General features: G+C 60.4%; 14 protein-coding genes. 10 read left to right on the forward strand and 4 right to left on the reverse strand.

Annotation, left to right across the window (positions count from 1 at the left end; genetic code table 11):
* Positions 1–4 precede the first annotated feature (4 nt).
* The 5 genes from AC02Y0_RS14585 to AC02Y0_RS14605 are packed head-to-tail and all read left to right on the forward strand — an operon-like array spanning position 5 to position 5,172.
* Positions 5–982 carry an NAD-dependent epimerase/dehydratase family protein gene (locus tag AC02Y0_RS14585; protein ID WP_476384045.1) on the forward strand — a complete coding sequence of 326 codons (978 nt, stop codon included), beginning with the start codon at positions 5–7 and terminating at the stop codon, positions 980–982.
* Positions 979–1,800, forward strand: coding sequence for an MBL fold metallo-hydrolase (locus tag AC02Y0_RS14590; RefSeq protein WP_476379593.1), 822 nt, complete (start codon positions 979–981; stop codon positions 1,798–1,800). Before AC02Y0_RS14585 ends, AC02Y0_RS14590 begins: the two co-directional genes overlap by 4 nt.
* The gene (locus tag AC02Y0_RS14595) at positions 1,797–3,068 is read left to right on the forward strand and encodes a CoF synthetase (RefSeq protein WP_476379594.1); all 1,272 of its coding nucleotides are present in this window, start codon (positions 1,797–1,799) and stop codon (positions 3,066–3,068) included. Before AC02Y0_RS14590 ends, AC02Y0_RS14595 begins: the two co-directional genes overlap by 4 nt.
* Positions 3,065–4,186, forward strand: coding sequence for a GNAT family N-acetyltransferase (locus AC02Y0_RS14600; protein WP_476379595.1), 1,122 nt, complete (start codon positions 3,065–3,067; stop codon positions 4,184–4,186). The genes AC02Y0_RS14595 and AC02Y0_RS14600 overlap by 4 nt, the downstream gene beginning before the upstream one ends.
* Positions 4,187–4,188: 2 nt before the next feature.
* Positions 4,189–5,172 (forward strand): Rieske 2Fe-2S domain-containing protein, encoded by a 984-nt coding sequence (locus AC02Y0_RS14605; protein WP_476384046.1) that lies wholly within the window; start codon positions 4,189–4,191, stop codon positions 5,170–5,172.
* Here AC02Y0_RS14605 and AC02Y0_RS14610 read toward each other — a convergent pair.
* Positions 5,142–6,278, reverse strand: a complete 1,137-nt coding sequence (locus AC02Y0_RS14610; protein WP_476379596.1) for an ATP-grasp domain-containing protein — start codon at positions 6,276–6,278, stop codon at positions 5,142–5,144. The genes AC02Y0_RS14605 and AC02Y0_RS14610 overlap by 31 nt on opposite strands.
* Before the next feature lie 261 nt (positions 6,279–6,539).
* Here AC02Y0_RS14610 and AC02Y0_RS14615 point away from each other — a divergent pair, with 261 nt between their 5' ends.
* On the forward strand, positions 6,540–6,797 hold the full coding sequence (locus AC02Y0_RS14615; protein ID WP_476379598.1) for a diguanylate cyclase domain-containing protein: 258 nt from the start codon (positions 6,540–6,542) through the stop codon (positions 6,795–6,797).
* Positions 6,798–7,110: 313 nt separating this feature from the next.
* Entirely contained in the window at positions 7,111–8,232 is a 1,122-nt protein-coding gene (locus AC02Y0_RS14620; RefSeq protein ID WP_476379599.1) for a trypsin-like peptidase domain-containing protein, read from the forward strand.
* 637 nt (positions 8,233–8,869) lie between these two features.
* Here AC02Y0_RS14620 and AC02Y0_RS14625 read toward each other — a convergent pair.
* Positions 8,870–10,063 (reverse strand): IS91 family transposase, encoded by a 1,194-nt coding sequence (locus AC02Y0_RS14625; RefSeq protein ID WP_476379600.1) that lies wholly within the window; start codon positions 10,061–10,063, stop codon positions 8,870–8,872.
* Between the two features lie 3 nt (positions 10,064–10,066).
* Complete coding sequence (locus AC02Y0_RS14630; RefSeq protein ID WP_298469940.1) at positions 10,067–10,969, reverse strand: site-specific integrase; 903 nt, start codon at positions 10,967–10,969, stop codon at positions 10,067–10,069.
* An 849-nt stretch (positions 10,970–11,818) separates the two neighbouring features.
* On the opposite strand from AC02Y0_RS14630, the gene AC02Y0_RS14635 reads away from it, so the two are divergent.
* Entirely contained in the window at positions 11,819–12,376 is a 558-nt protein-coding gene (locus AC02Y0_RS14635) for a hypothetical protein (protein WP_476379601.1), read from the forward strand.
* 28 nt (positions 12,377–12,404) lie between these two features.
* Positions 12,405–12,890, forward strand: coding sequence for a hypothetical protein (locus tag AC02Y0_RS14640; protein ID WP_476379602.1), 486 nt, complete (start codon positions 12,405–12,407; stop codon positions 12,888–12,890).
* Positions 12,891–13,038: 148 nt separating this feature from the next.
* Here the strand turns inward: AC02Y0_RS14640 and AC02Y0_RS14645 are convergent, their stop codons facing one another.
* Positions 13,039–13,929, reverse strand: coding sequence for a LysR family transcriptional regulator (locus AC02Y0_RS14645; RefSeq protein ID WP_476379603.1), 891 nt, complete (start codon positions 13,927–13,929; stop codon positions 13,039–13,041).
* A 158-nt stretch (positions 13,930–14,087) separates the two neighbouring features.
* On the opposite strand from AC02Y0_RS14645, the gene AC02Y0_RS14650 reads away from it, so the two are divergent.
* A complete protein-coding gene (locus tag AC02Y0_RS14650) occupies positions 14,088–14,534 on the forward strand; it encodes a (2Fe-2S)-binding protein (RefSeq protein WP_102019311.1) in 447 nt (148 codons plus the stop codon).
* The last annotated feature ends 2 nt before the right edge of the window (positions 14,535–14,536 follow it).

Here is a 14,536-nt window from a genome sequence, read left to right on the forward strand (position 1 = left end):
TCCCATGCGTGTTCTCGTCACAGGCGCCACGGGTTTTTTGGGCGGTCGGTTGATCCGGTATCTGGCGGCCCGCGGATTTGAGACGATCGGGCTCGGTCGAGACCAGGCCCGTTGCCGCCATCTGCAGGACTTGGGTTTCGCGACCTCTTGCGCGGATATATCCCGACCCTTGTTTCACTTGGTCGATGACATCGGCACCGTGGATGCTGTCGTGCATTGTGCAGCACTCTCGGCATCCTGGGGGAAACTGGCAGCTTTTCGTTTGGCCAATGTCGAGGGCACACGACATGCGCTTGATCTGGCCGACGCCCTCGGTGCACGTCGCTTTGTCAATGTTTCCTCGCCGACTGTTTACTTCGAACTCAAGGACAAGACCGAAGTCGCCGAAACGGCGCCGCTGCCGCCTCCGATTAACCCCTATGTCCATACCAAGGCCGAGGCCGAAGCAATAGTTCTTGCCCAAGGGAGTGTCGGCCCGGTGAACCTGCGGCCCCGTGGCATCTATGGCCTTGGCGACCAGACGCTGCTGCCACGGATTACCGCTGCCGCCCGCCTTGGCCCCCTGCCGCTGTTGCGGTCCGGCGCGGCTGCCATCGATCTTACCCATGTTGATGATGTTGTGCATGCCATCGAGGCGGCACTCTCGACCAGTGATGTCGAGGGGCAGACCTTCAACATTTCGAGTGGTGAAATGGTGCCGGTGCGCGACATCGTCGAGCGTGTTTGTTCAAGGCTTGCAATCGAGCTCAGCTGGCGACGAATGCCGTTTTATCCGGCGCTGGCGGCTGCTCGGCTGGTGGAACTGGTGAGCCTTGCTCGTTCGGTGTCAACCGAGCCCTTGGTTACGCCCTATACAATTGGTCTATTTGCGTTTCGCCAGAGCCTCGATATCTCCAAGGCCCGCCGGATGCTTGGCTGGCGCCCTCAGATCTCATTCGAAGAGGGGCTTGCAATGACGATTGCAAAGGGGCGCGCGCCATGAAGCCGGTGTTTGCCAACAGCGCCTTTGTCAGCGCGCCGGAACGCTTCTATCTTCGCGGCGGAGGCTGGCAGCCCGTGCCTCTGAGGGTGCGCTATGGTCTTTTCGAGCATCCGACAGCGGGGCTTGTGCTGATCGATACAGGTTATGGGCCGCGGGTAACGCAGGGGAAGCGCAGTCTGGGATTGCGCCTCTATAACGCGATCCTCGGTCCAGATCTGGTGACGAGCGGGCAGCCCGCAGCGGTTTTGGAAAGGCTCGGCTTTACGCCGGATGATGTCTCTGTCGTCATCGTCACCCATTTCCATGCCGATCATGTCGCGGGTCTCGACGCGTTTGCCAATGCGCGGATCATCTCAAAGCAAGAGATGCTGGGACGCGTCCTCAAGGCGCCCGTTCGGGCCAATCTGCGCCACGGCATATTCACCGAGCTCCTGCCCGCCGGCATTCTTTCGCGAACGGTCGATGTCGACGGATCGGCCCTGATCGAGGCGCCGCTTGGTCTCGGGAAAGGCCGCGACCTTTTCGGTGACGGCAGCGTGCTTGCCATCGATCTTCCGGGGCATGCCGCCGGCCATTTCGGTCTGTGCTTTAGCGCCATGCCACGGCCACTTCTCTATGCGGTCGATGCACAATGGTGCGGGGATGCATTGGTGCCGGAGCGGCGTCCGGGCTTTCCCGCAAGCCTCGTGGCTGACGATCCCTTGGCCCTTGCCGAGAGCACCCGTCGCGTCCTTGCCTTTCAGGAGGCGGGCGGTGAGGTACTTTTGTGTCACGATCCTGCGGTCAGCCCGCACGATCTGAGTGAGGGCATGCCGTGAACTCCCGCCTTCGCATTGCATCCGCCTTTGCGCAAACGCTCTGGACCACGCGGGCCGGGCGCTCGCGTGCCGCGTTCAAGCGCTGGCAGTCCTTGGCGCTTCAGCGCTGGCTCGACCACAGCCTCCCCGCCGCCGATTTCTACCAAGGTGCAGCACATCGGCTGGAGATGCTGCCCATCATAGACAAGGCCGTGGTCATGGCAGATTTTGCCGCCTTCAACAGAGGGCGGATCAGCGCTGAAGACGGATGGCGCGCTTTCGAGACCACCGGCCAGATCGGGGAGGTCAGTCTTGGCGCAAGCACCGGCACGAGTGGCAATCGTGCGCTTTATGCTGTTGACGTCTGCGACAAAGACCGCTGGCTGGGCACTATTCTCTCAAAAGCCGTACCGCGGTTCCTCGTTGATCCCGAGAGGGTTGCTGTCATCCTGCCACAGAACTCCGCGCTTTATGACGGTGCCAATCGCTCCCGCTTGCTGCGACTGATGTTTTTTGACCTCAACCGGGGTATCGAAGCCTGGCTTGACGATCTGGAGCGGTTTGCACCCACCACCATCGTCGCGCCGCCTCGGGTTTTGCGCCATCTTGCCGAGCACGCCGAACGGCTGCAGCCCAGACGCATCTTTGCCGGTGGCGAAACGCTGGATCCCATCGACCGCACGATCATCGAGACCCACTTCGGCAAGAGGCTGGGGCAGATCTATATGGCGACGGAAGGACTTTTTGCTGTCACCTGCTCGCACGGGCGCCTGCATCTTGCCGAAGACGCCAATTTTTTCGAATTCGAGGCGGTGGAGGGCGGGCTGGTTTCGCCCCGTGTCACCTGCTTCCGGCGCCGGTTCCAGATCATGGCACGGTACCGCATGAACGACCTTCTGCGCCTGTCCAACAGCCCCTGCCCCTGTGGATCGCCGCTCCAGGTTGTCGACGAGATCGTCGGTCGGCTGGATGACGCCTTTGTTTTTTGCCGCGCGGATGGCATGCGGCTTCTGGTGACGCCTGATGTGATGCGCAATGCCGTGCTTGAGGCCGATCGCTCGATCACCGATTTTCGCATCTTGCGGGAGGGGGCCGAGCAAATCGCGCTTGTGCTGGAGCCGAAACTTGCCGCCCATGGTGCAAAGGCGGCCCGGGATGCACTCGCCGATGTGTTTTCGCAGCGCGGGCTGTCCCCGACAATCATCCTTCGACAGGAGGCGATAGAATTTGAGCCTCACCGGAAGCTTCGACGGGTGGAAAATCGGCTTCCGCATGAGGATGCACGATGATGACACTTTCTGGAGCGGGTAGCGCGGTGTCCAATGAGCCGGAGGCGGTTCGTCGTTTCGTCACGCTTTTCAACGCCTATCCCGTCCCGGACCTCATTGGCAACCTCTCGACAAACGTTGATGCAATCGACGTGGAAGGGCGTCATTTGCCGATTACCCTCAACGAGCAACGCGATGCTCCGACCTGCTATATCTGTTGCCCAAGCAGCGCCTATATCGACTATGCCCTCGACGAGACACGCAATTTTGCCAGCGCTCCCCTCTTGCGTTGGGCTGCATCTGGCCTGATCCGTGCCTGCGGCCCGCTTTTGAGGGCCAGTGGGCTCGATCAGCAGGTGCAGGTCAACAACTGGCTGCTGTCCACCAATCCGGTGCCGGCCATCAGCGCCTCGGGGGCCTCCGGGCTCGTGGCACAGTTGTGCGCACGATATCCCAATCGGGCGATTATCATCCGGTCACTGAACGAGATGGCTGACGGGTCTTCGATCCGCCATCTGACGGCGGCGGGATTTCGCATGATCGCGGCGCGGCGGATCTATCTGTTTTCCGGCAATGACGGACGCAAGACGCAGAACCAAGGGTATGACCGCAAGCTCATCAGTCGGACAGGCTACCGGTTTGCTGCCGGAGAAAGCTTTACCGAAGCGGATTACGAGCGTGCAGCCGAGCTTTACGCGCTGCTGTATCTGGAAAAATATACCCCGCTCAATCCGCAATATACCGCGCTTTACATCAGGGAGATGCACAGGCGCGGCCTGTTTGACCTCGTGGGCTTCCGGGACGGCGCGGGCAGGCTTGCGGCGGTGTCCGGCTTTTTCGCCAATGGTCGCACGCTGACGCAACCGATCGTCGGCTATGATACGAGCCTGCCGCTGAAGGATGGACTTTATCGGCTGGTCATGGCGACAGGCCAGATGATCGCGGCCGAGCGTGGGCTGTTTTTCAACATGAGTGCCGGGGCGGGCCGTTTCAAAAGCCTGCGCGGAGCGGTACCCGTCATCGAATACAATGCCGTCTATGTCGCGCATCTTCCGGCACGCCAGCGCCTGGCGGTGCGGGTCATGGAGGCGTTGCTGCGGCGTATAGGCATTCCGCTTCTGGAGGGTTTTGACCTGTGAGCATGTCTCCCGACACCTGGCAGGCCGTTGCCATTGCCTCTGAGATTGGCAAGAGACCGCGGCGGATATTGCTGGCAGGACTGCCTGTGGTGCTGTTTCGCAGCGGCGAGACGATTGCCGCTTTGCATGATCGCTGCCCCCACCGGCATGTGGAACTCTCGAAGGGCAAAGTCAAAGACGGTGAGATCGAGTGTCCGTATCACGGCTGGCGATTCAACGCGGCAGGTTTCTGTACGGCCATTCCCGGTCATACGGGTGCCGTGCCCGGCTATCGCGTGCCACGATTGACGACATTCGTGAAGGAGGGTGTGGTGTTCGTGGCAAGCGGCGCGCCCAAGGACGAGCCCTATCTGCACTGCGCCGAGGGGCAGAAGATCATCGTCAAGCTTGTGAGCAGCAGCACGCGCTCGACGCTGGTCGATGCCGCCGAGAACATTCTCGATGCAACACACACCCATTTCACCCACAAGGGCCTTCTGCGCGGATTGAGCAGCGAGCGGCAGCGCGTGCGTGTCGATGTCACCGGCGGTCCCGGCTGGGTCGAGGCGTGTTATACCGGCGAAGAACGGCAAAACGGCCTGATCAGCCGTTTGCTGGAGGGGGAGCGGGTGAGGACGATTGGGCGTTTCCGCTATCCCGGTATTGCCGAACTGGAATACTGGGGGCCGAAGGGCCTGGTACTTGCGACGACATTCCATCTCCGTCAGGCGGCGGAGAGCCAGGTGGATGGGATCGGTTGCCTGATCGGGCCGCAGGGCGGTCTGCTTGATCACCTGAAGTCTCTGGCTTTCCGGCCCATGTTCCGCATTGCCCTAGAACAGGACCGGCGGGTACTGGCATCTGCAAGCCGGAATGCGGCTTACTGGCCGCAGGCATCGACGATCATCGGACCGCTTGATTTCCTGCGTCGAAGCATCGAGGCAATCATGGACGGTGCAGCGCCGCCTGCTGCCAATCAGCCGGAGAGTTTCTCTTTCGAACTCTGATCCGGCCCGTCCCATTCGATATCGCGGGTGGAGGCGCGTTGAAGGGAAATGCGGTGGCGAAGGGCGAGCGCCGCGATTTCGCCAAGCGCACGCCATTGCGCGCGTTTTGGTTCAGGGTCTTGCGGCCAGTCGAGAAGCTCCTCCGCGCTTTTGAGGTCATGCATAAAGCTGCGGAGATCGCCACGGCGCAGAGCTGCTGGCAGCCCGTAGATCCACAAGGCAAGGCGGACTGTCTGCGGGCTGGATATATCCGGTTTCAGGCTGCCTTCGCCTGTCCAGATCGCCTGTGCGAATGGCTTTGGATCGCAGAAGAAATGCAGCCCGCTTGTAGCGCGCGGATTGCATTCAAGCGGCAGTACGGCACCGTCGGTCTTGAGGATCAGGTCGAAGGAAAGCTGGCCCGTCCAACCGGTGCCGGCGGCAAAATCCGTCACGAAAGCCTTGGCCGCCTCGTTCTCAACAGGCTTGAAATAAATGCCCGCGCCCTTGCCGGCACGGTAGATTGAGCTGTAGAGCGAAAGCGCCTGCAGACGGCCATTCTGCGCGATGGCGTAGGCACTGATCTCCTGTCCCGCGATGAATTCCTGGGCGAGCCAGGGTGCCTGAGGCGTTGGCGCAAGAGCGTCTACCTCTTCAGCTTTCGGCTGAAGCAGCACCCGGCTCGCAAAGCGCGACCAGGCGGGTTTGAAAACCATCTGAGACGCCATCGAGCGGATAGAGGCAAGGTCGGCTCTGTTCTGCAGGAGCACGGTATGCGGCGCTGCCAGTTTGAGGCTTTTGCAGATTTCGATGAAATCAAACTTGTTGTGCGCCCGTGTAAGGACATCTGCGTCTGGCGCGAACAGCCGTGCCGTCATCCCCCGTTCGCGCCAGAGTGCAGCCAGATAAAAGATCTCCTCGCAGGTCGGCACGACCAATGAGACATTTTCCCGTTTCACCAGGTCTTCGACCACATCGGCATAGCGTTTCGGTTCAAAACGCGGCGGTGGCAAACGAAAATAGCCATCGCAGGCACGGCTGGCGGCTGAAATCGGTTTGGCTGGCGTGTCGGCAAGCAGCACGCGCCAACCTGCGCCGTGGAAGAGCCGCGCGAGGTGCAATGCCACCGGTGCCCTCGCCCCGGTGATTAAAACTGACCGACTTAAAACCGAAGCCACCATCGTTGCTGCGTCCTACTGTGCTGGTGTCGTAGCGGAGATACTGGCATGCCGCACAGTTTTGCCTGACGCATTAGCCAACAGACGTTCCAGGCACAAGATCATCGAGCCGCAACGTTGCGGTTGCTAGGCCCTGTTGACAAATTGGCGGCTTCACGACGAAAATCCACGCCCGAGCAGACGGTCATCCTTCTCATTCGAGGTCAGGACGTGGATGCACAGGCCGAGTTTAGCCGCCAAGCGATCCCAGCCACCGTCGCCAATGCGGTTCCGGGTCTCGCAGGGTCCGTGACAACGAGCATGGGCATCACACCTATCTCTAACGACGATGCCTTGACGACCTTGTATGAACGAGCGGACAAGCTTCTTTACGAAGCCAAGAGTGCGGGACGAAATAGAACCCGCAGCGCGATAGGTCCCACGCATTCATCGAAATCCGCCCAGATCGATAGGGTCATGATTGCATAGCCCGCGGCAGCGCCGGCCATGCGGTTCATAACGACGAACTGTTTTGCAGAGATCTCACTGTCTGCAAGTGGCGGAAAGGCTACGAGCCACTTGCGCGAGCCGCGTCTGATTTCAGGTGCCTGCCGCGAAGTTTCTACGACCGAGATGGTGGAGGGTTTCGGGTGCCGTCAGGCGTACGAAAGCATCCACCATTGCCGTCATTCGCTTTTGCAATTCGCTAAATCGAAAGCTGTCGTTCAATTATTTGCGCTGGTAATAGGATGAAACGGGGGGAAACCCTCGGCGTTTGGGCCGAAACAACAGAGACTAATCGATGGTATTGCCCACGGTGTATTGCGACTATTGGCTGTGGGCCAAGGGGCAAGACCATCGCCTCCAACAGCCGTCCCCCTTCACCCAACGTACCGCTGTTCGAGGCGCACGGCTTTGTCTCGCGCGAAGCTGGCATCGCCCCGACACCCTGCATTCTGAATACCAACCGGAGCGGACCATTGCACAAATCCCCAATGAGACACCCAAGGGGAGAGGCATGAAACCGAGAATCGTATCGGCCCTGCTGGGCGTGGCGCTGCTGAGTTTGGCTGCGGCTGGTCCAGCCCAGGCAGTGATCATTCTCGACAGCACCTGGGCCGATCAGGGCGGGGCGGCTGGTGCGGAAGGCGACGGATTTGGCGCCGCCAAGGCGCTGGCCATGGAGCCGCAATTTTGCGCCATCATGAGCTTTTTCGACGGTGAGCAGATTGGCGCCTCCGGCACCTGGATCGGCAATGACCAGGACGGCACGGCTTATGTGTTGACTGCGGCGCATAACTTCGGCGACGGCGACGAACCAAACACCTGGACCTACTACACCCGCGCTGGTGCCGAATTTACCGGCAAGTCGGTGCATATCCATCCCAATTACGACCCCAGCAGTGACGAATCGCCGGGCTACGACTTGGCCATCGTGGAATTGAACGGACCGGTAAAGGATTGCGATGCGCCGCCGCTCCTTTATGGCGGGGACGATGAACTGGGGCAACGCGCCACCATGGTCGGATTTGGCTCGAGGGGCATTGGCTCGGTCGGCCAGGATGACAAATACTACAATAGCGAAGACGCCGCTGGGGCGCGCAATATCATCGACGTGGTGGAGGAGCCAGCCCCTGACGGCCAAGGCGGCAATCAGTTGCTGATCGACTTCGACAGTGAGGACGGTTCCACCAATGTCTTCGAGGACGGCAATTCTCTGCCGGTTGATGAATATGAAGGGGTGCTGGGCTCAGGTGACAGCGGCGGCTCGCTCTGGATCCAGACCGACAAGGGCTGGGCTATTGTCGGGGTCAACGGCTGGGGCGACGATGTGGTTTATGGTTCGACGGGCGGTTTCGGCCGTATCAGCACGCAATATGACTGGGTCAAGTCCATCTTCGATGCGCGTTTCACCAACGAGTAAGCACCGGTGCGGCGAACGCCGCCTGACCGTTGGCGACCCACCACGAGCCTTTCGCCCTTGAGACATTTGCAAGCACGACATTCGGTTACCGGAGCCATTGAACCACCAGGTAAAACGTACCGGTACCACCGTTAAGCTCGGCCAGGGATCATGGCTGATAGGGCGATTTTCTGCCTGTCCGCCGGCAGCCCTCTTTCGCCCATCTGCCTATGTCCGCTTTTCAAGCAGTGGAACCATTAACGGACAGGCAGGAAACCACCCCATCACGGACATCGGAGTTACGCAAACAGACCAGCAGCTTTCCACTATTTGGCGTTTCTGCTTGAATGGCCGACATGGTGGAGGGTTTCGGGTGCCGTCAGGCGTACGAAAGCCTTTCATGCAGGAACCCGCGGTCTGCACTTGCTGAGCTATGGGGTTTTCTGGATTGGAGCCTCTGGCGGTCTGGCGATCGCCACGACCATTGTCAGTCCGGGCGGGTCCCGAGTGATGGTTTCCAGTGGAGTTGCGAAGGCTTTCCAGGTGAGTGGAAACATGTTCGTCGTGCTGGACGCCCTCATCATGGGTGCTGGCGCAGGCCGTCCCGTTGGCCTGCTCTGCTGTGAGTAGACCATATGAATGGATCGGCCATGCCGGGTCATGACGCACTCTCCCGGTTCGTTGTTGCCTCGTCTGGTGGTCCACGCGGTTGCCGCCAGCGCTTGAGCACTTCGATGACGACCATGCGTCCACCGCAGCATGGGCATGGCGGCCGGATGTCGGTCGGTTCGTCGTCCGCCTCGTCAGGGGGCGGCGGGGCAGCGTTGAGGAGCTCGCGCGCACGAGCGATGCTCGTCCTTCGAGAACTGCCGGCGAGCAGGCCGTAATGCCGGATGCGGTGGAAGCCACGCGGCAAGACATGGAGCAGGAAACGGCGGATGAACTCGTCGACCGCGAGCGTCATGACCTGCTGCCGATCGCAGCCGTCACGGCGGTAATCCTTGTAGCGGAAGGTGACGTCCGTTTCGTCGAACGCGATCAGGCGACTGTTCGAGATGGCGACCCGGTGCGTGTAGTGCGACAGATAGGCAAGCACGGCTTCCGGCCCCGCAAAGGGCGGCTTGGCATAGACGATCCAGCGCTTCCTGCGGACTGGCGACAGGTATCTTACAAATGCACCGCGATCAGCCAGAGGCGCAGCCGAACCGAAGACGGTGAGCTGCCCGGCATCGTGGAATTGGAGCAGCCGTGTCAGGAACAAGCGTCGGAATAGCTTGGCGAGCACACGAACCGGCAGGAGGAATGCCGGACGTGAGGATATCCAGCATGATCCATCGAGCGCGATGCCACCACCTGGCACGATCATGTGAACATGGGGATGATGGGTCATGGCCGATCCCCATGTGTGCAGGACGGCAGTGATGCCGACGCGCGCGCCGAGATGCTTCGGGTCGGCAGCGATTGTCAGCATCGTCTCGGATGCAGCCTTAAAGAGCAGATCGTAAACCAGCGCCTTGTTGTGGAAGGCAATGGCGGCGACTTCGGCTGGCAATGTGAAGACGACGTGGAAGTATCCGACAGGCAGGAGATCGGCCTCCCGTTCGGCAAGCCATGTGCGTGCCGCGGCGCCCTGGCACTTCGGGCAGTGCCGGTTGCGGCAGGAATTGTAGGCGATGCGCCACACTCCACAATCCTGGCAGGCCTCGATATGTCCGCCCAGTGCCGCTGTGCGGCAGCGCTCGACCGCCGACATAACCTTGAGCTGGCTCAAGCTGAGATGTCCCGTATGGACTTTGCGATAGTTCGGCCCTGCAGCACGGAAGATATCGGCGACCTCGATCGAGGTACGCATGGTTCAGCCGTCGGGCGTTTTGCCTTCCATCAGCGCCATCAGCCGATCAAGAGGTCCGGCGACCGCGTGAATGGTTCGGGTGGAGACCTTCGCATAGAGAGCTGTCGTCTCCAGCTTGCTATGACCGAGCAGAACCTGGATGACACGGATATCGGTGCCATCCTCCAGAAGATGGGTGGCAAAGCTGTGCCTCAAGGTATGGGGGCTGACGCGCTTGTGGATGCCGGCAACATCGGCAGCTTCCTGAACCGCCCGATGAAGTTGCCGCGACGAGATCGGATCGGTGCGGCTACGCCCCGGAAACAGCCAGCCGTGAGGCAGCATCACGCCGCGCCGCTTTCCTTCGCGCCACCAAAGCCGCAGCAGTTCGAGGAGCTGCGGAGAAAGCATGGCATTGCGATCCTTGCGTCCCTTGCCTTGTTCAACCCGGATCAGCATGCGTTTGGAGTCGATGTCATCGACCTTGAGATGGGCGACCTCGGAGACGCGCAAGCCCGCACCATAGGCCACACCGAGGGCGGCCTTGTATTTGATGCCAGGTGCCGCTTCCAGTAAGCGGGCAGCTTCCTCAATACTGAGCACATCAGGCAGCTTGCGCGGATTGCGCGTTATAACCAGGGCTCGCGCCAGATCCCGCCGCTTCAGCGTCACCGTAAACAGAAAGCGTAGCGCCGAAACCGTGCTGTTTATCGTCGCAGGACCTACGCCGTTCTCATGCTGATGCAACTGGAAACGTCGTATGTCCTCGACCGTCGCGGTGTCGGGGGCACGCCCAAGAAACGTAGCGAAGCGCCGGACGTGACGGATGTAGTCCTGCCGAGTGTGGGATCCTAACCCTCGCATCAGCATGTCTTCCTGCATGCGCTGGCGGAGCGGTGTGGTCGGGGCGTGTTGAAAGCTGGCCATTGAACGTTCCTCTCGTTGAAGGGAACGTCATGGTCAGGCAACACCAACAGCCTGCCTAGAACCTCAGATAATCATGCGAAACTAGCCGCGCACTCCCTCCCGCGAAGCGGGTTCGTGCATGAAGGCGCAAAGCTGCCACGCGAAAATGCTTACCTCACCTCCGGGTTAGCGCTCCCGAGCGGAAATAATTGCCGCTCTCCCGCCATGTTGACGTCGGCCCAAAGCCAGGGCACAAAGATGGCCTCCACGGTCGCTCGCGGCGGGAAAACAGATGAAAATCAAAGGCGAACTTTCTAAGTCTTTGAAATGATGTGAGAATCTAGACTCTCCAAGCAGGCCATTTTAGGCCGGTTTTTCGCTGAAAATCAGCGACTATTTCTCACAGAAAAAAGGGACGCCTTCTCAACAACTTGAGCAATCCCGGCTGCTGTTCTTAGTCCATCTGTCGTTCCGAAACGCGTCCCGCGAAATTGACTGGGGCCCCGCAATCTAAGTCCGGACACCGACCGTACTTGGCCGTCCATTCGATCTCGCAATCGAATGGCGACATAGCAATGGCGTGGCGCTTCAGACGGTGGCGCAGTTCAGCTCGCGCCGTTGTGTCTGCGGGATACTCGCAAACCCATTTCTTTAGCCGCCTCTTCTCCAGCCCGAGAGCGGGACATGGGATACTCCACTTATGTCCCAGGCCCATAAGCCTGATGAGTTCCCCCAGGCTAATCATAAGTCTGCACGGCATCTAGGATGACTGTCGAAATCAGAGGGGGTGGTGAACCGAGGGCCGGCTAGGCCAAATCCCACAGACCCGCCTGATGACAAAATCGATTTCTCATCTGGAGTTTGAGCACCATGCCTCGCAACAACATGGCGGTAGCCAATCTTATCAGCGCAAAACGATGGACGGTTGTTCTGGGACTTGCCGTGGCTTTCGCGTTCACCAGCGTTCCGCTCGCGCTGAACACTGCGTCGGCCCACCATGGCTGGCCAACCTTCGACACCAGCAGGCTGGTTTACATCGCCGGAACCGTTTCGTCCGAGGGCGTTTGGGGCAATCCGCACTCGGAGTTCGATGTAAAGCTGGATGCGAGCCTGCCACCCGATACGCCCGAGCTTCCCATACCGGAGGAATTGCAGCATCCGGAGGACAGCGTGCGCGTCAACCGCGCTCTGGCCTATGACGGCAGCCTTGGGGAGCTGGAGATCGTCATCGCACCACCGGCATGGTCTGGGCGGTGGGGGCTGGATCGCCCGCTGAGGGTCGGCGAGCGTTTCCAAGCCGTCGGCTACATCAACCGCAGCGATGAAGGTCTCTTTCGTCCGGTGGTGTTCTGGTACGGGGATGATGCGACACCGGTGAACCAGGTTCTTGGCAACACGCTCCCCGAACGAGCCCCTTTGCCGGACTAAGCGCCAACACTAAAGAGAACCGAAACCCGTGTTGAACTCAGCTCTCGAACTCCTTCAGACTTCGAGCCTCGGCCAGACCGTTCGGTCTGCAGGCTATCTGTACGCCGCGCTCGAAACCTTTCACGTCCTCGGGATAGGGCTGCTGATCGGGTCGATCTTTGCTATCGACCTGCGGCTCCTGGGTCTCGGCAGACAGTCTGTGTCTTTGACATCAGCCATGCGGCACCTGCTGCCAGTGTCCTATGTCGGCTTCATCACGGCATTCATCACGGGTGTCGCGTTGCTGAGCGCCCAGGCAATGATGATCGCGGCCTCCGGGGCGGCGCCCTGGAAATTCTGGCTCCTGGTTGCGGCAGGCGCAAATGCACTGGCCTTCCATTTCGGCGCTGGCCGCGGCATGGCGCAATGGGGCGAGGCTTCGATGCCACCGTTTTTCGCACGTGTCGCGGCCTTGCTCTCCATCTCAGCCTGGACCGGCGTGACGTTCGCAGGCCAGATGCTCCCCTACACCTGACAGACGGAGCCGTATCATGACCGAATTCCTGAAGATCCACGCCCGCCACTTCCAGAGGCTCCTGATGATCGGCGGGCTCCTCGGTTCGCTTGCATATTCGGTGTTCTGTGCGCCGGTCATCGCCTTTGCGTGACACGGCAAAGGGCTGCTACTTCTGCCGCAAGGCGTCGACGACAACCCGGAAGGCGGGCGCGTTTTGGTGGCGGCTCGGATAATACAGGTAGTAGCCCGGAAAGGGCGGCGTCCAGTCCTCAAGGAGCGTCACGAGCGTGCCGGCTGAAAGTTCAGCAGCAACCAGATCGTCCGGAACGTAGGCGACACCAAGACCTTTTACCGCCGCGTCAACCATGGGATAGGACGTGTTGAACGTGAGCTGGCCCATTACCCGAACGCGCAGTTCCTGCCCATCTTTCTCGAATTCCCAGGCATAGAGCCCTCCGCCGGTTGCCTGGCGCATGTTGATGCAGTTGTGGCTGACCAGATCCTGCGGGTGCTGAGGCATGGGTTTGTCCGCGAGATAAGCCGGCGATGCGACGACCAGCATGCGCCAGTCCGGGCCGATCCGAACGGCAATCATGTCCTTTTCGATGCTCTCACCGAGCCGCACGCCGGCGTCGAACCCGTCTTCAACGATGTTGCGCAAGCCATTGTCCCGGCTGAGTTCGACCCGGACATCCGGATAGTCCTTGAGGATCGGCTGCAGTTTCGGCCAGACCACTGTTTCAAGCGCGTGATCAGACAGCGTGATGCGAACGGTGCCAGCCGGTTTGTCACGCAGGTCCGAGAGAGCTTCCAGCTCGCCTCGGATCGCCGTGATGCGCGGCAAAAGCGCATTGAAGAGACGCTCACCCGCCTCTGTCAGCGAAACGCTGCGCGTGGTCCGGGTGAGAAGGCGCAGGCCCAGACGCGTCTCAAGGCGCTTGATCGTGTGGCTGAGAGTCGACTGCGTGATCCCGAGCTTGGCCGCCGCTTTGGTGAAGCTGCGATCTTCAGCCAGCGCCAGGAACCAGAGCAGGTCGTTGAAGTCTTCACGGGCCATTCAGCATCCTCGCTCTTCGCCATTCATGGTCGTCTTCGATAAATCTAAGCGACCAGCGCCGACTAATGCATATCAAATGCACTTGATAGTGTGTCACATGGAATAGTCCGCAGACTGTTCCCGCCCCTTCTCCCCCGAACCGATCGAAGGACCCCACCATGGAACTCAACATCAACGGAACACCGCAGCAGGTGGATGTCGAAGCCGACACTCCCTTGCTCTGGGTGCTGCGCGACACACTCGGGATGACCGGCACCAAATATGGTTGCGGTCTCGCGCAATGCGGCGCCTGCACGGTCCTCGTCGACGGGCAGCCGACCCGCTCCTGCGTCACAACGATCGACACGGTGGTTGGGACGCAGATCACCACCATCGAGGCCATCACCGAGGATCCCGTCGGTCAGAAGGTGGTCGAGGCCTGGGTAGCAAATCAGGTGCCGCAATGCGGCTACTGCCAGTCCGGCCAGGTGATGGCCGCGACCGCGCTCCTCAAAGAGACACCCCAGCCGACCGACGACGACATTGCGGCTGCCATGGTCAATCTCTGTCGCTGTGGAACCTACAACGCGATCGCTGCCGCCGTGCGCGAAGCGGCCCAGGCTTGATT

Source organism: Allorhizobium sp. nf9_anc (assembly GCF_056323085.1).

Bases quoted from the DNA above. Each gene is read 5' to 3' on its own strand.
- AC02Y0_RS14585 (WP_476384045.1), top strand. From the start codon at position 5: ATGCGTGTTCTCGTCACAGGCGCCACGGGTTTTTTGGGCGGTCGGTTG.
- AC02Y0_RS14625 (WP_476379600.1), bottom strand. From the start codon at position 10,063: ATGCGTACCTCGATCGAGGTCGCCGATATCTTCCGTGCTGCAGGGCCG.
- AC02Y0_RS14650 (WP_102019311.1), top strand. From the start codon at position 14,088: ATGGAACTCAACATCAACGGAACACCGCAGCAGGTGGATGTCGAAGCC.
- AC02Y0_RS14630 (WP_298469940.1), bottom strand. From the start codon at position 10,969: ATGGCCAGCTTTCAACACGCCCCGACCACACCGCTCCGCCAGCGCATG.
- AC02Y0_RS14635 (WP_476379601.1), top strand. From the start codon at position 11,819: ATGCCTCGCAACAACATGGCGGTAGCCAATCTTATCAGCGCAAAACGA.
- AC02Y0_RS14645 (WP_476379603.1), bottom strand. From the start codon at position 13,929: ATGGCCCGTGAAGACTTCAACGACCTGCTCTGGTTCCTGGCGCTGGCT.
- AC02Y0_RS14605 (WP_476384046.1), top strand. From the start codon at position 4,189: ATGTCTCCCGACACCTGGCAGGCCGTTGCCATTGCCTCTGAGATTGGC.
- AC02Y0_RS14590 (WP_476379593.1), top strand. From the start codon at position 979: ATGAAGCCGGTGTTTGCCAACAGCGCCTTTGTCAGCGCGCCGGAACGC.
- AC02Y0_RS14620 (WP_476379599.1), top strand. From the start codon at position 7,111: ATGGTATTGCCCACGGTGTATTGCGACTATTGGCTGTGGGCCAAGGGG.
- AC02Y0_RS14600 (WP_476379595.1), top strand. From the start codon at position 3,065: ATGATGACACTTTCTGGAGCGGGTAGCGCGGTGTCCAATGAGCCGGAG.